The 21,356-nt window shown below is 61.6% G+C and carries 22 protein-coding genes and 1 pseudogene; 6 read left to right on the top strand and 17 right to left on the bottom strand.

From position 1 onward, the window contains the following. Positions 1-130: 130 nt before the first annotated feature. The 5 genes from BLT09_RS18810 to BLT09_RS18790 all read right to left on the bottom strand — a co-directional run bounded on the left by BLT09_RS18810 (position 131) and on the right by BLT09_RS18790 (position 3,091). Positions 131-277, bottom strand: a complete 147-nt coding sequence (locus BLT09_RS18810) for a hypothetical protein (protein WP_027153083.1) — start codon at positions 275-277, stop codon at positions 131-133. Between the two features lie 27 nt (positions 278-304). After that, entirely contained in the window at positions 305-559 is a 255-nt protein-coding gene (locus BLT09_RS18805) for a GlsB/YeaQ/YmgE family stress response membrane protein (RefSeq protein WP_023797416.1), read from the bottom strand. 108 nt (positions 560-667) lie between these two features. After that, positions 668-916, bottom strand: coding sequence for a hypothetical protein (locus BLT09_RS18800; RefSeq protein ID WP_091595543.1), 249 nt, complete (start codon positions 914-916; stop codon positions 668-670). Positions 917-967: 51 nt separating this feature from the next. Further along, the gene (locus tag BLT09_RS18795) at positions 968-1,588 is read right to left on the bottom strand and encodes a ribonuclease D (RefSeq protein ID WP_091595541.1); all 621 of its coding nucleotides are present in this window, start codon (positions 1,586-1,588) and stop codon (positions 968-970) included. Positions 1,589-1,705: 117 nt separating this feature from the next. Continuing rightward, positions 1,706-3,091 (bottom strand): M20/M25/M40 family metallo-hydrolase, encoded by a 1,386-nt coding sequence (locus BLT09_RS18790; RefSeq protein ID WP_091595539.1) that lies wholly within the window; start codon positions 3,089-3,091, stop codon positions 1,706-1,708. Positions 3,092-3,495: 404 nt separating this feature from the next. Here BLT09_RS18790 and polA point away from each other — a divergent pair, with 404 nt between their 5' ends. After that, entirely contained in the window at positions 3,496-6,462 is a 2,967-nt protein-coding gene (gene polA, locus BLT09_RS18785; RefSeq protein ID WP_091595537.1) for a DNA polymerase I, read from the top strand. 116 nt (positions 6,463-6,578) lie between these two features. On the opposite strand, the gene BLT09_RS18780 is transcribed toward polA, so the two are convergent. From BLT09_RS18780 to BLT09_RS18745, 8 genes are all read right to left on the bottom strand, one after another. Beyond that, entirely contained in the window at positions 6,579-6,983 is a 405-nt protein-coding gene (locus BLT09_RS18780) for a Fur family transcriptional regulator (protein WP_091595535.1), read from the bottom strand. A gap of 184 nt (positions 6,984-7,167) precedes the next feature. Continuing rightward, positions 7,168-8,214, bottom strand: coding sequence for an L-glyceraldehyde 3-phosphate reductase (mgrA, locus tag BLT09_RS18775; protein WP_091595533.1), 1,047 nt, complete (start codon positions 8,212-8,214; stop codon positions 7,168-7,170). Between the two features lie 151 nt (positions 8,215-8,365). Further along, the gene (locus BLT09_RS18770) at positions 8,366-9,526 is read right to left on the bottom strand and encodes a Gfo/Idh/MocA family protein (RefSeq protein WP_091595531.1); all 1,161 of its coding nucleotides are present in this window, start codon (positions 9,524-9,526) and stop codon (positions 8,366-8,368) included. 12 nt (positions 9,527-9,538) lie between these two features. Further along, positions 9,539-10,285, bottom strand: a complete 747-nt coding sequence (locus tag BLT09_RS18765) for a sugar phosphate isomerase/epimerase family protein (protein ID WP_091595529.1) — start codon at positions 10,283-10,285, stop codon at positions 9,539-9,541. A gap of 54 nt (positions 10,286-10,339) precedes the next feature. Continuing rightward, the gene (locus BLT09_RS18760) at positions 10,340-11,437 is read right to left on the bottom strand and encodes an ABC transporter ATP-binding protein (protein WP_091595671.1); all 1,098 of its coding nucleotides are present in this window, start codon (positions 11,435-11,437) and stop codon (positions 10,340-10,342) included. A gap of 2 nt (positions 11,438-11,439) precedes the next feature. Next, on the bottom strand, positions 11,440-12,375 hold the full coding sequence (locus tag BLT09_RS18755; RefSeq protein WP_027153093.1) for a carbohydrate ABC transporter permease: 936 nt from the start codon (positions 12,373-12,375) through the stop codon (positions 11,440-11,442). Beyond that, positions 12,368-13,261, bottom strand: coding sequence for a carbohydrate ABC transporter permease (locus tag BLT09_RS18750; RefSeq protein ID WP_023797405.1), 894 nt, complete (start codon positions 13,259-13,261; stop codon positions 12,368-12,370). Before BLT09_RS18750 ends, BLT09_RS18755 begins: the two co-directional genes overlap by 8 nt. A 127-nt stretch (positions 13,262-13,388) precedes the next feature. Further along, positions 13,389-14,627, bottom strand: coding sequence for an ABC transporter substrate-binding protein (locus BLT09_RS18745; RefSeq protein WP_091595527.1), 1,239 nt, complete (start codon positions 14,625-14,627; stop codon positions 13,389-13,391). Between the two features lie 387 nt (positions 14,628-15,014). Between BLT09_RS18745 and BLT09_RS18735 the strand changes: the two genes are divergently transcribed. Next, on the top strand, positions 15,015-16,058 hold the full coding sequence (locus BLT09_RS18735; RefSeq protein ID WP_091595523.1) for a LacI family transcriptional regulator: 1,044 nt from the start codon (positions 15,015-15,017) through the stop codon (positions 16,056-16,058). 515 nt (positions 16,059-16,573) lie between these two features. Here the strand turns inward: BLT09_RS18735 and BLT09_RS18730 are convergent. The 3 genes from BLT09_RS18730 to BLT09_RS18720 form a co-directional block, all read right to left on the bottom strand. Further along, positions 16,574-17,224 (bottom strand): SDR family oxidoreductase, encoded by a 651-nt coding sequence (locus BLT09_RS18730; protein ID WP_091595521.1) that lies wholly within the window; start codon positions 17,222-17,224, stop codon positions 16,574-16,576. 102 nt (positions 17,225-17,326) lie between these two features. After that, entirely contained in the window at positions 17,327-17,707 is a 381-nt protein-coding gene (locus BLT09_RS18725; protein ID WP_091595519.1) for a nuclear transport factor 2 family protein, read from the bottom strand. Positions 17,708-17,937: 230 nt separating this feature from the next. Further along, positions 17,938-18,366 carry a VOC family protein gene (locus BLT09_RS18720; protein ID WP_091595517.1) on the bottom strand — a complete coding sequence of 143 codons (429 nt, stop codon included), beginning with the start codon at positions 18,364-18,366 and terminating at the stop codon, positions 17,938-17,940. On the opposite strand from BLT09_RS18720, the gene BLT09_RS18715 reads away from it, so the two are divergent. Beyond that, a complete protein-coding gene (locus BLT09_RS18715; protein ID WP_236473444.1) occupies positions 18,350-19,345 on the top strand; it encodes a LysR substrate-binding domain-containing protein in 996 nt (331 codons plus the stop codon). The two genes, BLT09_RS18720 and BLT09_RS18715, sit on opposite strands and share 17 nt — an antisense overlap. Before the next feature lie 293 nt (positions 19,346-19,638). Here BLT09_RS18715 and BLT09_RS18710 read toward each other — a convergent pair whose 3' ends face one another. Further along, positions 19,639-20,109 (bottom strand): MarR family winged helix-turn-helix transcriptional regulator, encoded by a 471-nt coding sequence (locus tag BLT09_RS18710; protein WP_091595513.1) that lies wholly within the window; start codon positions 20,107-20,109, stop codon positions 19,639-19,641. A gap of 102 nt (positions 20,110-20,211) precedes the next feature. On the opposite strand from BLT09_RS18710, the gene BLT09_RS18705 reads away from it, so the two are divergent. The 3 genes and pseudogenes from BLT09_RS18705 to BLT09_RS34955 form a co-directional block, all read left to right on the top strand. Further along, complete coding sequence (locus BLT09_RS18705; RefSeq protein ID WP_091595510.1) at positions 20,212-20,580, top strand: antibiotic biosynthesis monooxygenase family protein; 369 nt, start codon at positions 20,212-20,214, stop codon at positions 20,578-20,580. Positions 20,581-20,640: 60 nt separating this feature from the next. Continuing rightward, positions 20,641-21,087: an anthrone oxygenase family protein gene (locus BLT09_RS18700; RefSeq protein WP_091595508.1), complete on the top strand. Its 447-nt coding sequence runs from the start codon at positions 20,641-20,643 to the stop codon at positions 21,085-21,087. A 114-nt stretch (positions 21,088-21,201) separates the two neighbouring features. Further along, positions 21,202-21,356: pseudogene (locus BLT09_RS34955) on the top strand (LacI family transcriptional regulator); the annotation flags it as partial.

Below are 21,356 nucleotides of genomic sequence, written 5' to 3'. Positions count from 1 at the left end.
TCACTCTCATTCCATATCCAGCTTGGCTTCTCTTTGGGTGCATCGAAGGATGGAGCGGCCCCTGCCTTATCGTCAATTTTCGGCCTGATGGGGGTCATCGGCTCCTTTGCCGCGCCAACCCAACACCCGCTCAATTCCGCTGGATCGATATTCCCTTGTCGTCGATCTTGAGTTCCACGCCCTCCGGCCTGGTTTGCTCGCGATAGACATAGATGCCGAGCGCGATGACCACGACGACGAGCGCGCCGATGACGAGATAGAGCATGTTCTGTTTCATGGCGCGCCCTTGATGTGCTTCGCAGGATCAGGCCTGCTTCACCAGCTTGATCAGCACGAGCAGGATCACCGCGCCGATCGTGGCGTGGATAATGGAGGCAAGTATGCCACCGCCTATGGCGAATCCCAGCCTTGGGAAGAGCAAGCCGGCTATCAAGGCGCCAACGATGCCGACGACGATATTGCCGATCAGGCCGAGGCCGAAACCCTTGACGATCAAGCCGGCGAGCCAGCCGGCGATGGCGCCGATGATGATGAAGACAAGCAGGCTCTCAGTACCCATTGCAGATCCCTCCCGAGCGAATGGTCGCGGAGCAGAAAGCTCCGAATCGACCTCCGATTGCAACAAGTCCAACCTATTGGAAAGAAGCCGGCGCCGCCAGCGGCGTCATTATTCGCCGTCGTCATCCCCGGATGCAGGCCGCCAGCTGATCGGATCGATCTTTCTTTGCGTATGACCGTCCGTATAAGCCCACCAGCCGGTGTCGTTCTCGTCCCAGTCGCCGCCGGCCGCTTTCAGCCGGTCGAGCGACCTGTACTGCGCGATGGATTCGTTCATCACCCCGTCGCTGTCCTGCCAGTAGACGGTGACCTTGGAGCCATCCCTGGGTGCTGTTTCGATTGGTTTTCTGGCAGCCATTTCATCCCCTCCATCGATCGATAGAACGTCGAGGCGAACACCTGGTTCCACTTAGCTGTGAGCGAAGATGTCTGCCTCATCCCAGCCCATCAGGTCGAGTTTCGCACGCGTGGGCAGGAAGCGGAAGCAGGCCTCGGCCTCCTTGGTACGGTTGTCGCGGGCCAGCCGCATCGTCAGCACATCGCGCAGCTGGTGCAGGTAGAGCACGTCGGAGGCTGCGTATTCGAGTTGTTCGGGCGATAGCGTCTCCGCCGCCCAGTCGGACGATTGCTGCGCCTTCGACAGGCTGACGCCGAGAAGCTCAAAGCAGATGTCCTTCAGCCCGTGCCGGTCGGTGTAGGTTCGGGTCAGCCGCGAGGCGATCTTGGTGCAAAACACCGGCTCCGGCATGACGCCGAAGGCGTGGTAGAGCACGGCGAGATCGAAGCGGCCGAAATGGAACAGCTTGGTTATGCTGCGGTTCCTGAGCAGGCTGACGAGGTTTGGCGCCTTCTTCTGGCCGGGGGCGATCTGGATGACGTCGGCGGAACCGTCGCCCGGCGAGATCTGCACCACGCAAAGCCGGTCGCGATGCGGGTTGAGCCCCAGCGTCTCCGTGTCGATGGCGACCGCCCCGACGTCGTAGTGCAAGAGCCCGGGCAGGTCGTTCTTGTGGAAGCGGATATCGCTCATCGTCTTCTCCGGTCGCGGCCCATGCGTACTTCGTGCGTCCAACTGGACGCACGTCGCTCTAGCCCGTCCTCGCCGCGATCCGCTTAAAAATCAACAGAAAGTTGCAGTCTCGCCCTCTCAGCGTGTCAGCGCGTCGAGAATGCGCGCCCACGAGCGCTGGCCCTTGTGGTAGGAACTCATCTCGTATTTCTCGTTCGGCGAATGGATGCGGTCATCGTCGAGCCCGAAACCGACAAGCAAGGATTCGATGCCGAGATAAGTCTGGAAATCGCCGACCACCGGGATCGAGCCGCCGCTTCCCGTGGTCACCGCCGGCTTCGGCCACTCGTCGGACAGCGCGTCCTTGGCCTTGGCGAGAAATGGCGAGTCGTAGGAAAGCTGGATCGCCGGCGAGCCGCCATGCGGGTGGAAATCGACTGAGCAGTCGGCCGGGATGCGCTCCCTGACGAAGGCCTGGAAAGCGGCGCGGATCTTTTCCGGATCCTGCTTGTGGACGAGGCGGAAAGACACTTTTGCCGAGGCTTCCGCCGCGATCACCGTCTTGAACCCTTTGCCGGTATAGCCACCGGTAATGCCGTTGAACTCGGCAGTCGGCCGCGCCCAGGTGAGTTCGAGCACCGAGCGGCCGTGTTCGCCGGAAGGGATCGACAGGCCGACAGGCCCAAGGAACGTCTCGGCGGTCTCGCCGAGCGCCTCCCACGATTTTAGGATCTGCGAAGGCGTCTCCTCGACACCGTCATAGAAACCGGGAATGGTGACGCGGCCGTCCTTGTCGTGGATGTCGGCCAGGATCCTGGCCAGGATGCGAATCGGATTGGCGGCAGCACCGCCATAAAGACCGGAATGCAGGTCGCGGTCGGCAGCCTTCACCGTGATCTCCTCGCCGACCAACCCGCGCAGCGCGACGCAGATGGACGGTGTATCGCGGTCCCACATGCCGGTGTCGCAGACAAGCGCGAAGTCGGCCTTGAGTTCGGCCGCATTTGCCTCGAGGAACGGCTTCAGCGATGGCGAGCCGGACTCCTCCTCGCCCTCGAACAGAATTGTGATGCGGCACGGCAGCCCGCCATACACCTGCTTCCAGGCGCGGCAAGCCTCGACGAAGGTCATCAACTGCCCCTTGTCGTCAGCCGAACCACGTCCCGTGATCACCTGGCGGCCGGGCTCGATCTGCTTTACCGAAGGTGCGAACGGATCGCTTTCCCAGAGCTCGATCGGGTCGACCGGCTGCACGTCGTAATGGCCATAGAACAGGACATGCGGCGCGCCTGCCGGCCCGTCATGGTGCGCCACCACCATCGGATGGCCTTGCGTGTCTCGCACGCTGGCGTCGAAGCCGATCAGCTCGAGCTCAGCCACCAGCCATTCCGCCGCCTTGCGGCAGTCTGCGGCATAGGATGGATCGGTGGAGATCGACTTGATCCTGAGCAGGCCAAACAGGCGCTCCAGGCTCTCGTCGAGATTTTTGTCGAGGCGGTCGAGGACGGGAGAAATTCTGGACATTTTATCAAGCCTTTCGATTCTGAGCGGCAACCCTAAAGCTGCGAGGCAGAAACGAAAAGCCGGCGGTCGTTGGACCACGGGCACCGAAAGGCAAAAAAATGCCGCCGTGGTGGAGGGGGGAACCACGGCGGCCTTTACTCGAAACGATGCGGCAGCCCGGAGAGGGGGGATAGGCTGCCGCAAGTGTCCGGGATAGGCGGGGGACGGGCCTTGCTCCGGACCTCGGCGAAAAATGCCGATGGCGTTTATCTGTGTCTCCGAACGTGGCGATTCAAGGGCACGAAGATTACACTTTCGTAACATACCCGTGATCGGATCGACGTGTCAGGGATGTTGCCGGAACCGGTGGTTGAGGCCGCCTTTGGCATGGACCACGACGCCGCGCCGCGCTATCCCTTCGTCCCATGAAAAAAGGCGATCATCTGTTCCTTGTCGACGGCTCCGGCTACATCTTCCGTGCCTATCACGCGCTGCCGCCACTGACCCGCAAATCCGATGGGCTGCCGACCAGTGCCGTTCTCGGCTTCTGCAACATGGTGTGGAAGCTGACGCAGGACGCCCGCAACACCGATGTCGGCATCGTGCCGACGCATTTCGCCGTCATCTTCGACTATTCGTCGAAAACCTTCCGCAACGACCTCTACCCCGAATACAAGGCCAACCGCTCGGCACCGCCGGAAGATCTGATCCCGCAGTTCGGCCTGATCCGCCAGGCGACCAGGGCCTTCAACCTGCCCTGCCTCGAGACGGAAGGCTACGAGGCCGACGACCTGATCGCCACCTATTGCCGGCTTGCCTGCGAAGCCGGCGCCGACACCACCATCATCTCCTCCGACAAGGATCTGATGCAGCTGGTCGGCCCTTCGGTCGCCATGTACGACCCGATGAAGGACCGCCAGATCGGCGTTCCCGAGGTGATCGAGAAATGGGGCGTGCCGCCGGAAAAAATGATCGACCTGCAGGCGCTGACCGGCGATTCGGTCGACAATGTGCCGGGCGTGCCCGGCATCGGGCCGAAGACGGCGGCGCAATTGCTGGAACAGTTCGGCGATCTCGATACGCTGCTCGCCCGTGCCACCGAGATCAAGCAGGACAAGCGCCGCGAATCGATCATCGCCAATGCCGACAAGGCGCGCATCTCGCGTGAACTGGTGACGCTGAAGAACGACGTGCCGTTGAACGGCGGGCTCGATGATTTCGTGTTGCACCCGCCCGACGGACCAAGGCTGATCGGCTTCCTCAAGACGATGGAATTCTCCTCGCTGACCCGCCGCGTGGCGGAAGCAACCGGAACAGAAGCGGCTGACGTCAAGGCCATGCCCGTCATTATCGAGCGCGCCGACACCGCGCATGGTCCCGATATGGGGTTTGGCGTGCCGGGCGCCGCCGAAAGCGCGGCGGGCACAGTGACAGACGAAGCCGGGGAAGCGGTGCCGGCCACCGTCAAGGTGGAACCCAAACAAGGCGACACCCCATCGCTTCTCTCGGCGCTTCGCTTCGAGGACGCCACCGCCAGCAAGATCGACACCGGCGCCTACGTCTCCATCCGCGACACTGAAGTGTTGAAGGCATGGGTGGCCGTGGCGATGGAGGCCGGCATCGTCGGCTTCGACACCGAGACCAATTCAGCCGATCCGATGCAGGCCGAGTTGATCGGCCTGGCCATAGCCACTGCGCCCGGTCGCGCCGCCTATGTGCCGCTCGCCCACAAACGCGGCAATGGCGACCTGCTCGGCGGCGGAGTGGTCGAAAACCAGATTCCGATCCGTGATGCGCTTGCCATTCTGAAGCCGTTGCTGGAGGACAGGTCGGTTCTCAAGATCGTTCAGGAGCTGAAATACGACCTCGTCGTCATGAGCCGCCACGGCATCGATATCGCCCCCTTCGACGACACCATGCTGATTTCCTACGTGCTCGATGCAGGCACGTCCGGCGGCCACAGCATGGCGGCTCTGTCGGAAAAGTGGATCCGCCACTCTCCCATTGCCCTCAAGGAGCTGGCCGGCTCTGGAAGAAGCTTCGTCGGCTTCGACCAGGTCGACATCGATAAGGCAACGGCCTATGCCGCGGAGCACGCCGATGTGACGCTCAGGCTCTGGCGGGTGCTGAAGCCGCGGCTTGCCGCCAAGGGCCTCGTCTCGGTCTACGAGCGGCTGGAACGGCCGCTGGTGCCGGTTCTGGCAAGGATGGAGCAGCGCGGCATCTCCGTCGACCGGCAGATCCTGTCGCGGCTCTCCGGCGAGCTGGCACAGGGCGCCGCGCGGCTGGAGGACGAGATCTACCAGCTCGTCGGCGAGCGCATCAATATCGGCTCGCCAAAACAGCTCGGCGACATCCTGTTCGGCAGGATGGGCCTGCCCGGCGGCTCCAAGACCAAGACCGGCCAATGGTCGACCTCGGCCCAGCTCCTGGAAGACCTCGCCGCAGAAGGCCACGAGCTGCCGCGCAAGATCGTCGACTGGCGCCAGCTGACCAAATTGAAATCGACCTATACCGATGCGCTGCCCGGTTTCGTCCATCCCGATACGAAGCGCGTCCACACCTCATACGCGCTTGCCGCAACGACGACGGGCCGGCTGTCGTCCTCCGATCCCAATTTGCAGAACATTCCGGTACGCACCGTCGAGGGGCGAAAGATCCGGACGGCGTTCATCGCCGACAAGGGCAACAAGCTGGTTTCCGCCGACTACAGCCAGATCGAGCTGCGCGTGCTCGCCCATGTCGCCGAGATCCCGCAGCTCAAGCAGGCGTTTGCCGACGGCGCCGACATCCACGCCATCACCGCCTCGGAGATGTTCAACGTGCCGGTCGAGGGCATGCCCTCGGAGGTACGCCGCCGCGCCAAGGCGATCAATTTTGGCATCATCTACGGCATTTCCGCCTTTGGCCTGGCCAACCAGCTGTCGATCCCGCGCGAAGAGGCCGGCGCCTATATCAAGAAATACTTCGAACGCTTCCCCGGCATCCGCGATTATATCGACGCGACCAAGGCCTATGCCCGCGAATACGGCTATGTCGAAACGATCTTCGGCCGCCGCATCCACTACCCGGAGATACGGTCGTCAAACCCGTCGGTCCGTGCCTTCAACGAGCGCGCCTCGATCAACGCCCGGCTGCAGGGCACCGCGGCCGACATCATCCGCCGCGCCATGATCCGCATGGACGAAGCGCTGGAAAAGGCGAAGCTGTCCGCCCGCATGCTGCTGCAAGTGCATGACGAACTGGTCTTCGAGACGGCCGAAGCGGAGGTCGAGGCGACGATCCCCGTCGTGCGTCATGTCATGGAGAACGCCGCGATGCCGGCGGTGTCGATGTCGGTGCCGCTGCACGTCGACGCTCGCGCCGCCGACAATTGGGAAGAGGCGCATTAGCGCCTCATGCGGATGCTTGCAGCCCGCTAGGTCGAGTTCCTTCGCACCCCCTTCTGTCCGGCAGGACAGAGGGGGGTGCTGTCCCTCCAGCATCAATAGGTTAGCTGGCCTAGCCCTTAAGCCGCCTCTGCCAGGCATTTGGCACACGTCCCGCGAAATTCTATCACCGCCTTGTTGGCGGCGAAGCCGGTCGAGCGCACCCATTCGTCGAGCCGGTGCCCGACATCATGGTCGGAAAACTCGGTCACCTGCCCGCATGTGTCGCAGATGGCAAAGGCGGTCATCGAATGGCTGTGGTCGTGCGGCTCGGCGCAGGCGACAAAGGAATTTAGGCTTTCGAGCCGATGCACGAAGCCGGATTTCACCAGCGTGTCGAGCGCGCGATAGACCTGCAGCGGTGCACGAAAACCCCGATCGCGCAGCTGGTCGAGCAACGTATAGGCGCTGAGCGGCCCGCTGGCGGCCTCGAGTTTCTCGAGCACGCACAACTGGTTTTTCGTCAGCACATCCCTTGCCGCCATGATCCTGTTTCCAACCCGTTTTGCGCCGCTCGCACGTCATTTCCGCATGCAAGCGGCTTCAGTTCTCTCCAGATAGCGACGAACCGGCCTCTTTGCTACTGTTTCTGTGTCGGCATGGCCCAGAAGCCGGCCAACTCCGAGGCATTGTTTGGCTATGCCAATCGATGCAAACCTGAAGTGATTGTCACTTCCGTGGCGGACCCTTGCGCTCGGCGGAGGCGGCCCACAGATTGATGTCGGCCTCGCGCGCGTAGGTGTCGATTTCGGCGAGCTCGGCATCGCTGAAATCGAGCGCCTTCAGCGCGCCGACGCAATCCTCGACCTGTTCCGGCCGGCTGGCGCCGATCAGCGCCGAGGCCACCCGGCCCTTGCGCAGCACCCAGGCCAGCGCCATCTGCGCCAGCGTCTGGCCGCGTCGGCCGGCGATGGCGTTCAGCGCCTTGATGTTGACGATGGTCTTGTCGTTGATGAAGGCCGGCCGCAGCGACTTGCCCTGGCTGGCGCGGCTGCCCTCAGGGATGCCGCCGAGATATTTATCGGTCAGCATGCCTTGCGCCAGCGGCGTGAACACGATTGAGCCGACGCCGAGCCCCTCCAGCGTGTCGAGCAGACCGTCGTCCTCGACCCAGCGGTTGAGCATCGAATAGCTCGGCTGATGGATGATGCAGGGCGTGCCGAGCTGCTTCAATATGTCGGCGGCCTCGCGCGTGCGCTGCGAATTGTAGGAGGAGATGCCGGCATAAAGCGCCTTGCCCGAGCGCACCGCGTGATCGAGTGCGCCCATCGTTTCTTCCAGCGGAGTATCAGGGTCGAAGCGGTGCGAATAAAAGATGTCGACATAGTCGAGCCCCATCCGCTTCAGGCTCTGATCGAGGCTGGCCAGCACATATTTGCGCCCGCCCCACTCGCCATAGGGTCCGGCCCACATCTCATACCCGGCCTTGGTCGAGATGATCAGCTCGTCACGAAAAGAGGAGAAATCCGTCCGCAGGATTTCGCCGAAAGCCGTCTCCGCCGAACCGGGCGGCGGGCCGTAATTGTTGGCGAGGTCGAAATGCGTGATGCCGAGATCGAAGGCCTTGCGCGCGATCGCCTGCTTGGTCCGGTGCGGCGTGTCGTCACCGAAATTGTGCCAGAGCCCGAGCGAGATCGCCGGCAATTTCAGGCCGGATCGCCCGCAGCGATTGTAGACCATGTTCTCGTAGCGGTTTTCAGCGGGCACATAGGGCATGGGAGATCCTCAAATCGAAAGCGAGCGCGGCAGCTGCCAACGCAAAAAAGGGTGAGTCGACTCTGCCTCTCACCCTTAGCCTCTGCCGGTTTCTATGGGGAGAGGGTTCGTCGGTAAACAGAAACGTGTCGCATTCGCTGAAGCGCTTACGCTACTTCTTCTTCGCCGAGGGTTTCTTCTTCGCCAACAGCCCTTCCGCATCTTTTACGCCCAGTGCCGCAGGCCGTTCGCATGTGGTCTGCATGGCAACGAACTTTCCGCTCGCGCCCGACCGCAACATGCCGGTCATCACATCGACGGCATGCAGCGCCAGTTCCATCGAACAGCGATGCGGCCGGCCCTCCGCGATAGCCAGGGCCATATCGGCGAGACCGGCGGTGCGGTAATTGGCCATCATGCCGTGCGAATGCATCTGGTTGGCCACGCCGAACGGATGCTGCCACTTTGGCAGCTTCTTGACCAGCTTGGCGCCATTGGTGAAGCGAACGTCGCCGCCGAAGAAATTCGGATCCGGCAAAGACACCGTGCCCAATTCGCCGTAGAGTTCCATCGGCGCATGGCCATGGCTCCACACGTCCCAGCTGGTATTGAGCGTCACCACGGCGCCATTTTCGAACTCCATCACCCCGTGGATCGTCGTCGGCGTGGCGACCAGGATTTTTTCACCCGCGCGCGGCTTGGACGAGATCGTCCGTTCCGTCGACGGAATCGTCGCCAAGGCCGCCACCTGCTTCACCGGCCCGATCAGCTGGATCAGGTTGGTGATGTAATAGGGTCCGATATCGAGCACCGGACCAGCGCCAGGCTGGAAGAAAAAATCCGGATTGGGGTGCCAGTGCTCCATCCCATGGCTCATCACGTGGCATGTGCCGCTGGTGATCTTGCCGAGCTTGCCACTGTCGATCAGGTTGCGGACAAGCTGGTGCGCGCCACCGAGGAAAGTGTCGGGCGCCGAGCCGATGCGCAGTCCGTCTCTCTCCGCCAGTTTCTTCAGGTCGAGCCCTTCCTTGACCGACAGCACGAACGGCTTTTCCGAATAGACGTGCTTGCCGGCATCGAGGATCTGTTTCGAAACCTCATAGTGCACCGCCGGAATGGTGAGGTTGACGATGATGTCGATGTCGCCGGCCTTGAGCAGCCCTTCGACTGTCTCGGCGCGCAGCTTGAACTCCTTCGCCCGCGTCTTGGCCGCATCCATGTCGATATCCGCGCAGGCGCGCATCTCGATGCCGCGAAATAGCGGCGCCAGTGAAAAATACGCCTTCGAGATGTTGCCGCAGCCGATAACGCCGACCCCAAGTTTTCTTGCCATGCTGGTTTGCTCCTAAAAGGTCTTGGCGGCTGCGATCGAGCGGCGGGCGAAGCGATCGATATCGTTGGGGTTGTCGTGTTCCATGACGTAGTATTTGGCGGCGCTGTTGGCGCGCAGCGCCTGGATCAGAGCGGCCCAGTCGATCGTGCCGTTGCCGACGTCCGACCAGCCGTCCTCGTCGAGGCCCTCGCCGGGCTTGGCGATGTCCTTGACATGGACGGAGGCGATGCGTTTGCCATGCTTCTCGATCCAGGGCAGCGGATCTTCGCCGCCGCGCACCACCCAGGCGACGTCCATCTCCCAGCCGATGTCGGGCGCTACCGCCAGGATATGGTCCTGCGGCACCGAACCGTCGGCAAGCTTCTTGAACTCGAAATCATGGTTGTGCCAGGCAAAGCCGTAGCCGGCCTTTTCAGCCGTCTCGCCGACCTTGGCCAGGCGCGCGCCGAAGCTGCGCCAGCCGGCGGCATCGGTCGGCCTGCTCTCGGCGACCAGATAGGGGCAGATGAGCAGCGTGATGCCGAGCGCGTCAGCGATTTTGCGCACGCCGTCGAAATCGTTCTCGAGCGCATCGATCGAGAAATGGCCGGTCGGCATGGCGAGCCCGTTCTTGTCGAGTTCGGCGCGAAACGCCTTGGGGTCGTCATAGACGCCGCCGAACCCTTCGACTTGCGCGTAGCCGAGCTCGCCCAGCATCTTGAGCACCCCTGCCCAAGGTTGGAAATTGCGCGCGCTGTAAAGTTGGAATGACCAATTCATCGTCTCTGTCCGTTCTCTGGGATGGATGGGCTTGAGGGTGAAAATTTCGGGGTATTACAGGCGGTTGCCGGTTGCAGCATCGAACAGCGAAGCGCGCATCGGGTCGAAACCGATGCTCACGGTGTCGGCGTTGTTTGGCGTGCGCTCAGATGTCACCCGCACGGTGAAATTCTGATTTGCGAGCTTCAGCCAGACCAGCGTGTCGGACCCCATGGGCTCGACGACCACGACATTCGCCGTGGTTGTGAACGGCCATCCGGAGCCGCTGTTGAACGCGACATGCTCGGGCCGGATACCGAACACCGCCGCTCCCGGCGCCGGCTCCTTTTCGAAAGCGTAGGTGGCAAGCGGAATCCGCACTTCCTCGGCGACGAAGTGCCAGTTGCCATCGTCCTTCTCCAGCCTGCCGTCGAGGAAATTCATCGCCGGCGAGCCGAGGAAGCCGGCGACGAAACGGTTGACCGGGCGATTGTAGATGGTCTGCGGTGCGTCGAGCTGCTGGATGACGCCGCCCTTCATCACCGCGATGCGGTCGGCCAGCGTCATCGCCTCGATCTGGTCGTGGGTGACATAGATCATGGTGTTCTGCAGCTTGCTGTGCAGCAGTTTTATCTCGACGCGCAATTCGGCGCGCAGCTTGGCGTCGAGATTGGAGAGCGGCTCATCGAACAGGAAGACGTCGACGTCGCGCACCAGCGCCCGCCCGATCGCCACACGCTGGCGCTGGCCGCCCGAAAGCGCCGACGGCTTGCGTTGCAGCAGCGGCTCGATCTGCAGGATTTCGGCGGCCCGCGCGATACGCTTGGCGATCTCGTCCCTGGGAATGCCGGCAACGCGCAGCCCGAACGACAGGTTCTTCTCCACCGTCATCTGCGGGTAGAGCGCATAGGACTGGAACACCATGCCGATGCCACGGTCCTTGGGCTCCTCCCAGGTGACGTTCTTGCCCTTGATGAAGATGCGGCCGTCCGAAACGTCGAGCAAGCCGGCGATGCAGTTGAGCAGGGTCGACTTGCCGCAGCCGGACGGCCCGAGCAGCACGATGAACTCGCCCTCGGCGACGTCGATGTTGAGCGTTTCCAGCACCGAGATTGCGCCGAAATTCAGCGACAGGTCCTGGATCGAAACGCTGGGATTTTCGAGTCTTGTCATCATCATCCTTTCACCGCGCCGGCGGCGATGCCACGCACGAAAAGCTTGCCGGAAACGAAGTAGACGACGAGCGGTACCAGGCCGGTCAGGATGGTGGCGGCCATGTTGACGTTGTATTCCTTCACGCCTTGCACCGAGTTGACGATGTTGTTGAGCTGCACCGTCATCGGATAAGTGTCGGGGCGGGTGTAGACGACGCCGAACAGGAAGTCGTTCCAGATGCCGGTCACCTGCAGGATGATGGCGACGACGAAGATCGGCAGCGACATCGGCAGCATGATGCGGAAATAGATGCCCCAGAAGCCGGCGCCGTCGACGCGCGCCGCCCGGAACAGTTCCTCCGGCATGGAAGTGAAATAGTTGCGGAACAACAGCGTCAGGATCGGCATGCCGAAGATGGAATGGACGATCACCAGGCCGCTCAGGCTGCCATAGAGGCCGATCTCGCGCAGGATGATGACGATCGGATAGATCATCACCTGATAGGGGATGAAGGCGCCGACGATCAGGATCACGAAGAAAGTATCGGCGCCCTTGAAGCGCCAGTTGGCAAGCGCGTAGCCATTCACCGAAGCGATGGCGATCGACAGGACGACCGACGGGACGGTGATGCGCACCGAATTCCAGAAGCCGCGCGAGAGCCCGTCGCAGTTGAGACCGGTGCAGGCGCTGGACCAGGCCTTCACCCAAGGCTCAAAGGTGATCTCGAGCGGCGGTGAAAAAATGTTGCCGAGGCGTATCTCCGGCATGCCCTTCAGCGATGTCACCACCATCACGTAGAGCGGCAGCAGATAATACAGCGCCACCACGATCAGCGTGCCATAGAGGAAGATGTTGCGGCGCGAGAACACATGCCGCGGCTTCGGCCCTCGCGGCCCGGATGCCTCAAGCCCGATAGAGCCCGTGCCGGCAGGCAGGGGAACGGCAAGGTCAGCCACGCTTCTTGCCTCCGAATTCGAGATAGGCCCAGGGAACGATGACGACCACCACCGACAGCAGCATCATGGTCGAGGCGGCAAAACCCTGGCCGAGGTTCTGGGCGAAGAACATGTAGTCATAGACATATTTGGCCGGCACTTCGGAGGCGATGCCGGGACCGCCGCTGGTCTGGGCGACAACCAGGTCATAGACCTTGACGATGCCGGCGGCGATGATGACAAGCGCGGTGATGAAGACCGGCCGCATCATCGGGATGATGATGAACAGATAGGTTTTTAGGGTGGGTATCCCATCCACCCGCGCCGCCTTCCAGATATCCTCATCGATGCCGCGCAGGCCCGCCAGCATCAGGCACATGATCAGCCCGGTGCCTTGCCAGAGCGCGGCGATCAAGATGCCGTAGATGACGATGTCGGAATTGTAGAGCGGATCGAAGCTGAAGCTTTCCCAGCCGAGGCCGCGCACCACCCCCTGGATTCCGAACTCCGGGTTGAGCAGCCACTGCCAGACCAGGCCGGTGACGATGAAGGAGAGCGCGAACGGGTAGAGGAAGATGGTGCGGAACGTGTCCTCGAAGCGGATCTTCTGGTCGAGCAGCGCCGCCAGTATGAAGCCGATGACCAGAGAGAACACCAGCGACAGCACGCCGTAGACCAGCAGGTTCTCGATCGAGACCAGCCAGCGCGGCGTCGACCACAGCCGATAATACTGGTCGAGCCCGACGAAGTTCAGCCGCGGCAGCAGTTTTGAATTGGTGAAGGAATAGAGCACCGTCCACGCGCTGCCGCCGACGAAGATCACCAGTGCGGTGAGGACCATCGGAATAGAGGCGACCTTGGCGTTAAGGTTGCGGAAGAGTTGGTTGGGGCGTTCGCTCTTGCTCATCTGCACAGCCGGGCTGGATCGGGTAAGGCCAAAGGGTTAGGGCCAAGGGTCAAGGCCGAAGAGTCAGGGCCTTGACCCTGAGCTCCCGGCCCCGCGGCGGGCCGGGAGCGAGCGGTTCGTCGAAAAGTCAGTCCGCTGAGGCGACGATGTCGGCAAAGCGCTTTTGCGCCTCTTCCACGGTCATGTCCGGCTTGGCGAAGAACTCGGAGAAAAGGTCCTCCTTCTGCTTTTGGGTGTCTTGCGACAGCAGCTGGTCCGTCCAGGGCATGACGCTGCCCTTGGCCAGGATGTCGAGCCCTTTCTTCATGCAATCGTTCGCCGCCTTGAGGTCGATATCGCCGCGCACCGGCAGCGAGCCCTTCTTGAGGTTGAAGGCGACCTGCGTCTTGGGATCGAGCAGCGTTTCGGCCAGCGCTTCCTGCGCCTTGGACTTTTCTGCGTCCTGCAGCAGCGGGAAGTAGAAGGCGTCGCCGCCGGTGGCGATGACCTCGTTCAGGCCAAGGCCGGGAAGACACGTATAGTCCTTGCCGGCGGTCTGCCCGGCAACCTGGAACTCGCCCTGCGCCCAGTCGCCCATGATCTGGCCGCCGGCCTTGCCGGAGATGACGAGATTGGTGGCCTGGTTCCAGTCCTGCACATTGGTGTTCTTCGCCATCTTGCGGGCATCGTCCGCGGCCTTGAATACCTTCGCGACCTCGGGCCCGGCGGCGAATTCGGCATCCTTGTCGCGATAGACCTTCAAGAAAGCGTCGGTGCCGCCGACCGCCGTAAGCAGCACGTCGAAGGCGCCCGAGGACTGCCAGGGCTGCCCGCCGACCGCCAGCGGTATGATGCCTGCCTTCTCCAGCGCGGGGGCTGCTGCGACATATTCATTCCAATTCTTCGGCACCGGCACACCGGCCTTTTCGAAGGCCGCGTTCGACAGCCACAGCCACTGCCAGGAGTGAATGTTGACCGGCACGCAATAGATCTTGCCGTCGAGGGTGCAGCCGTCGAGCAGGCTCTTCGGCTGGACGATTTCCGCCCACTTGTCCCTGGTGGCGAGCTCGGTCAAATCGCGCATCAGACCGGCCTGCACCAATTCTTCCGCTTGCCTTCCGTGGTTGAACTGGGTGGCGCCCATAGGGTCGCCGCCAGTGATGCGGCTGATCATGATCGGCCGCGCCGTGCCGCCGGAGCCGGCGATGGCGCCGTCGACCCAATGATTGCCTGTCTCGTCGAACGCCTTGGCGAATTCGGCGACCGCCGCCGCCTCGCCGCCTGAAGTCCACCAATGGGTGACTTCCAGATCGGTCGCTGCCGCCGGGCCGGCGAATGGCAGCGCGGTTGTCACTGCCAACGCAGCGGTCATGATTTGGTATCGCATTTCGGCTCCTCCCAGAATCTGAAACGTTACAGATTTTCGATACGGCAATTGTTGGAAGCGCGCAACCCCCGAACAGGAGCAGCTCGGCATTTTTTCGAGCCGCGAACAAACCCGCCGCGCAATGTCCGCTACTGCACCGCAGCAAGGCAGGCTGCATCGCAAAAATGATGCTGCAATGCGTGAAATAACGGCAAACCCTTGCTCGCGGGCAAATCCCTTGCCGACGGACACCGACTTTGCGTCGAACGGAGTGCCGCTCATCCAAGCCAACTTTTACTGGCCGCTGCGCGATGGCAAGTGACAATCTGTAACGTTTCAGTATATAGGGTGTTCATCGCCGATTGCCGACCTGCACGGCAACTGCTATGCGCCTGACGGGCGGGATGAATGGACAGAGATCAGACGGAAAAGGACGACGAGGGCTCGGGCCGGCCGACGCTGAAGACGCTTGCCTTCATGACCGGGCTGGGCGTCACCACCGTGTCGCGGGCGCTGAAGGACGCGCCCGAGATCGGCGCCGAGACCAGGCGACGCGTCCAGCTCGTCGCCAAGCAGATCGGCTACCGGCCGAACCGCGCCGGTGTGCGCCTGCGGACCGGCAAGACCAACGTCATCAGCCTCGTGCTCAACACCGAGCGCGAGATCATGAGCTTTGTCTCGGACATCATCTACGGCGTCTCGGAAGTCATTGCCGACACACCCTATCACCTGATCGTCACGCCCTATTCACGCTCTCAGGATCCCCTGGACCCGATACGTTATCTCTTGGAAACCGGTTCCGCCGACGGCGTCATCATTTCGCGCACCCAGCCGAATGACCCCAGGGCCCGTTACATGCTCGAGCGTGGTATTCCCTTTGCCACGCATGGCCGCACCGATATGGGGCTGATCCACCCCTATCATGATTTCGACAATTACGCGTTCGCGACCGAGGCTGTGCGCCACCTGGCCGGCATCGGCCGCCGCAGGCTGGCTCTGCTGGCGCCTCCAGTCGAACTGACCTACCACAGTCATACGCTGAACGGCTTCACCGATGCGCTGAGCGAGGTCGGCGCCAGCGAGATCCCGTTCAACACCGTTTCGGTCGACCATTCTATCGATCAGATCAGGATGAGGACCGCGCAGCTGATGCGCCGCGACGTCAGGCCTGACGGTTTCGTCAGCAGTGCCGCTGCCGCGACACTCGCCATCGTCGCCGGCATCGAGGACGCCGGCCTCAAGCTCGGCCGGGACGTCGACGTGGTGTCCAAGCAGTCGTCCGACCTGCTGCACCTGTTCCGCAGGGAATTGCTGGTGGTCAACGAGAACTTCCGGCTGGCCGGCGCCGAGCTCGCCCGCTCGGTGCTGGGCTGGATCGGCGGCGCGGCACCTGGCTCCTTGCAGAGCCTGAGCATGCCTGGCGAGGTTGTGGCCTATCGCCGTCCCGACTAGACAGGGATACGTTCAAATAGAATTGGGCATCTCCATCTATTTGTCTTAGCCGCATTTCTGCGACGTCAAGTGATTCCACCTGGCTGCAAAATGCGCGCTGCTGACTGGCAGCCTTTTCACGTTTGCTGACGGACAGGTTTGCGCTCGAACGGCCGGGAAGCAGCCCTTCAGAAGCCGACCCATCTCTGTCGTCCCATGGTCACGGACGGCTTCCGGGAAGCCGTCGTTCCTGGCGTGCCCAATCGTCGGCGTAGTCGGGCCGACAGCGGGCTGACAGCTTTCGGCCGTCGAAGTGCGGAAACGGACGTACGCTGCGCTCTAGGGGTGGTCTGGATGTGGCCCCTTGACGGCCTTCGATCGGGGCAATGCAAGTGGCAGCTTCGCGGACAAACCCGTCGTCGCCTATGAGCGCCGACCACCCTTACTTGCTCGACGTCCGCCTTGAGCCTTTCTTCGCCTTGCAGTCAACTCGCTGGCGAGCACCGGCCGAACCCCAAGCATCATGATCGCGCTCTTTATGCGAGACGCGTGATGGCTTCGGAGACCGGCGTCTCTCCTTCGGTTAGCTCGATGATCGCTCTGGCAATGTCCGGCCGGTCTACGATCTCGGCCAGAACGGCGGCAACATCGTCCCGCGGCACCTTGCCGTAGGGAACAGCGAGGTCGGCGCGCACGCATCCGCGGCCTGTCTCTTCGGTCAGCGTGCCAGGCCGCACTATGACGTAATCGAGGCCGCTGGCGACAAGATAGGCGTCCGCCAACTTCTTTACCCTGATATAGTTCTCGAAGCCCTCTTTGCGCTCTTGGTCGCGCAGCGCGTCGGGAAAAACTGAGACCAGCAGGAATCGCTGGACTCCTGCGACCTTCGCGGCTTCGACCGCCTTTTCGAGCCCGGCCCCGTCGATGGCGTTTGTGACTGCCATCCCCGCGCCGCCGGCTCCCGCGCTGAAGACCGCAGTGCCACAGCCCTTCATCATGTCCGCCAAATCCTCGATTGACAGACCGATGAGATCGCCTTCAATCGGCGTGGCTCCGAGTGCCGTCAGTTCGTCACGCTGTTCAGGTTTGCGGTAAAGGGAGAGCGGCCGGTGACCACGCTCGGAAAGTTGCTGAGCAAGCCGACGGCCCACTTTTCCGGCACCGCCGACGATGAAGATTTTGGACATCCTCATGTTCCTTCTGTAACTACGCGGGAGTTTCGATGATCGAAACAGCGACGGCCGGGGCTGATGAGAACCGAAGCCCTCATCAACTGCGCCGGCGTCCGATCAGTTGCTATGGTGCGTGTGGTAGACCTTGTTAACGACCGTCCACTGACCGTCGACCTTTACCAGATTGAAAAAATCCGTGAAGCGAAACCCCGAGATATTGTCCGTATCAACGCGGGCGTTCGCCACGGTACCAACGATATCGATGCGCACGATAGCGGCCTTCGCCTCCGGCGATTGCCGGAACGCCGTATCGATCGTTTTGAAAAGCCCTTCGATCGGCCCCCCTTCAAGTTTGCTGTTCTCGATGCCGAAAATAGTCGCACGTTCGCTGAAGGCCGAGCGCATGATCGAGCTGTCCGCTTTGGCTCCACCTTCGTTGTACTTGTTCAGCACTTTGACGATTGCTTCGTATTCCTGAACGTATGTCGGATCGGTCATTCTGTTTTTCCTTTCAGTTGATTGAATGTGATGTTGGCAGGCTCGCGACGGAGCCAGCATGATGAACTGGAATGCGTCAGCGCCATGGGTCGCCCGCGCCACATCGATCCCATGAACTTGTGGCTCCACGAGGTTTCAGGACAGACGAGCGCAGCCTCTACCCAGGTCTGGCAGGCTGCCTGGAACGGCGACCGAGTGACGGCGTGCACTTCCTTCTTCTTCCCGGTGCCTCACTTCGCGAACAGCTGGCGGATATCCTTGAAAGCCTTCATCTCGATGGCGTTACCCGCCGGATCGTTAAAGAACATCGTTGCCTGCTCGCCGGGCTTGCCTTTGAAGCGGATGTAGGGAGCGATCACGAAGTTCATTCCAGCTTCCGTCAGGCGATCAGCGGTCTTCTGCCATTCCTCCATCGAGAGAACGATTCCAAAATGACGGACAGGCACACCGTGGCCATCGACGGCGTTCGTCCGGGCTTTGCCGGATTCCTCGGGCGCCAAGTGCGCGACGATCTGATGGCCGTGAAAGTCGAAATCGACCCAGTCGGGCGAGCTGCGGCCTTCCCCGCAGCGGAGAAGATCTTTGTAGAAGCCGCGCGCTGCTTCGAGGTCGCCGACAGGAAAAGCGAGATGGAAGGGGCGGATGGTCTGGTCGGTCATCGTTAAACTCCATTCTGACGATGACCGGCAGATAGAGGATTCCGAGCAAAACAAAAAACTATATGTAATTGCGGTCAGCCCAATTAAAAGTTATCAATGCTGCATGATCGCTGAACTGAGAACGCTGTTGGCGGTCGCCCGATATGGCACTTTCGCGGCTGCTGGCACTCGGATTGGTCTGACGCAGGCCGCCGTTAGCGGGCAGATGATGCGTCTCGAAGACAAGCTCGAGGTGCGGCTCTTCGATCGGACCGGCCGCTCGGCCACCCTGAACCAGACTGGACGCACAGTGTTGGCCCGAGCGCAGGAGGTTCTTGCAGGTGTTGAAACACTGACCAAGCCGTTGGATTGGTCAGCCCGACCCGGGCGCCTCCGGATTGGTGCAATCTCGTCCGTGCAGCCGACGATCCTTCGGCGCGCTTTGAAGGCTTTCCACCCCGCGTTCCCCGGTTTCTACATCGAGATCGTGCCGGGAACTTCACTAGAGCTGCTGGATCGCCTGGACGCAGGCGGATTGGACGTGGCCGTCATTATCCGGCCAAGCTTCGGATTGCCGTCGACCGTTCGGTGGGAGTCGTTGGTGCAGGAGCGTTTCGTCTTGGTGGCGCCGCCAGGAACTGACGACATGAATTGGAAAGCCGCGATGAGCGGACACGCCTTCCTGAGGTACAACCGTCATTCGTTCGGCGGGCGGCTGGTAGAGCGTTTGATCGAACAACAAGGCGTTGTGGTCAACGAATGGGTCGAGATAGACGACATTCCTGCCCTGTTGAGCATGGTTGCCGACGGCATGGGTGTCGCAATCGTGCCGAGAGCGGAAGCCTACGCGGATCATTTCCGGGGCGTGCGCGTCATAGAGCTAGGCGAGGCGGAAACCTTCAGGGAGATCGGTATTTTGACGCCGCCAACGTGTGATGAGCCAGCCGCTCGGTTCATCTCTGAGTGCAGGCAGGCGATGTCTGCGGATAAGCACGAGTAGGTGACGCTCGAGCCTTTGGATTTCGGCAGTGTTGAATCGAAAAAAATCAGCAAAGGACTCGATCGAGGCTTCCATCTTGCCGGGCACAATGACCGCAAATGGCGCGACTTGTCGGTTCGACAACCGGAAGATTTTACCCAAATCAGCCTTTGCCACGCCGATTTGGCAGCTTGCAAGCGGACCTTCGCGGGAACCGACATCTCTGACCCAAGGGACGTCGAGCTTTCATCAGACGCTAGGGTCAACAGCCACCATAAACGAGATAGCGGATACTGCCATTCGCGGTGCGAAGCCTACTCTTGAGCATTTTCATCCCCCTCAAGTTTCTGCCGCAGCATCGTCATCACGCTGCGGGCTGCTTCGATGTCCTTTAGGGCAAGCCCTTCCGCGAGCGCCTCGACCCGCGGCGCGTACAGGCGGATGGCAGCGTCGAAGGTCTGCCGTCCCTTGTCCGTCAGCGCCACGAGTTGTGCACGGCGATGATGCGGGTTTGGCGCGAATGACACCAACCCTTCCTTGGCCAGATCGTTGACGATGCGCTGAACGTTCTGGCGATTGGCGCCGAGATCGCGCGCAAGCCAGGCAACCGGCTGTGCCCGTTCTGCCGCCACGATAGCCCCTAGAATCTGCCAACGGGCGCTGGTCAGCCCGAGAGGAGCGACGAGCCGGTCGCCCCAGGTAAGGGTGAGGTTGTTCACCCGGAACATCGTCAGAATGAGATCGGTCAAGGCATCTCCGGCTGACGCCCGCTGCGGTTTGTTCATTTGTCACCATATGATTTTGTTGACACGATGATGTCAATTGGTTATGTGTTGATAGTACCCACTCGACATTATAGTGTCAAATGCAACCTCAGGAGACCTTTCATGCCCACCATGCGCCCTCTCGATCCCGCCTTTCCCATCGACCGTCAGATTGGAATCGATGCCGATGCCGTTGTTTTGATCAATCTGTTCACGCTCGACCCCGCCGACGAGGCAGTGTTTCTTCAGGTGTGGGAGGACGATGCGTCCTTCATGAAGACCCAGCCGGGCCTGATTTCCATCCAACTCCACCGCGCCATCGGCGAAAGCCCGACCTACCTGAACTACGCAGTCTGGGAATCGACGGCCGCCTTCCGGGCCGCGTTGACGCATCCCGAATTCAGAGCGAAACTGGGAGCCTATCCGTCGTCGGCGGTTGCCTCTCCGCACTTGTTCCAGAAGGTGGCGGTGCCCGGCATCTGCGTCGCATAAACGCGACGCCTGCAGCCCGAAGTCATCACAATCGAAATCAAGCCAAGAGGAGAGAGTCCGATGCGGCTCCTGTTCAACATACTCGCCGTCACGGGTTCGGCCATGTTCGCCGGAGTCATGCTGACTATTGGTGTGACGCTCGGCGGCTACTGGAAGAGCCTTCCCGCAGCCGAGTTCCTCGACTGGTTCAGCAAGAACAGCGGGTTCATTTCCGGGGCGATTCCTATTGTCGTCGTCCCGACCCTCGTCGGCCTGATCGGCTCCCTCTGGCTCGGCTGGGGCGACGTTGGGCCGCATATGCTCTGGATCGGATCGGCCGCGTGCATCGCGGGCGTCCTGGCGCTCACGATGATCTGGTTCGTGCCAACCAACGCTCAGTTCGCGGCCAAAGCCCTGCCCCTCGACCAGGTTCCTGACCGGCTCAACACCTGGATCATGATTCACTACGTCCGCATTGGGCTTGCCGCCGCCGCCTCGGCGCTGGGCGTGCTCGCCATCAGCCGGTGAAAGACACAGAAACCAATGACCAAGCTCATTCGGCACGATCGCACTCCTAACGATCCTTACCTTCTTGTTCTCGACCGTGCTCGCTGAACTATTCGCCTCCAAGGCGGTCATCATCGACGCGTCCAGCTCGTCGCCAAGCAGATCGGTTACCGGCCGAACCGCGCTGGTGTGCGGCTGCGGACCGGCAAGACCAACGTCATCAGCCTCGTGCTCAACACCGAGCGCGAGATCATGAGCTTTGTCTCGGACATCATCTACGGCGTCTCGGA

Origin of the sequence: Mesorhizobium muleiense (genome assembly GCF_900099905.1) — a bacterium.
In the GTDB taxonomy this organism is placed as follows: domain Bacteria; phylum Pseudomonadota; class Alphaproteobacteria; order Rhizobiales; family Rhizobiaceae; genus Mesorhizobium; species Mesorhizobium muleiense.
Note: the sequence above shows the minus strand (reverse complement) of the source record. Positions and strands in the feature narration are given on the sequence as shown.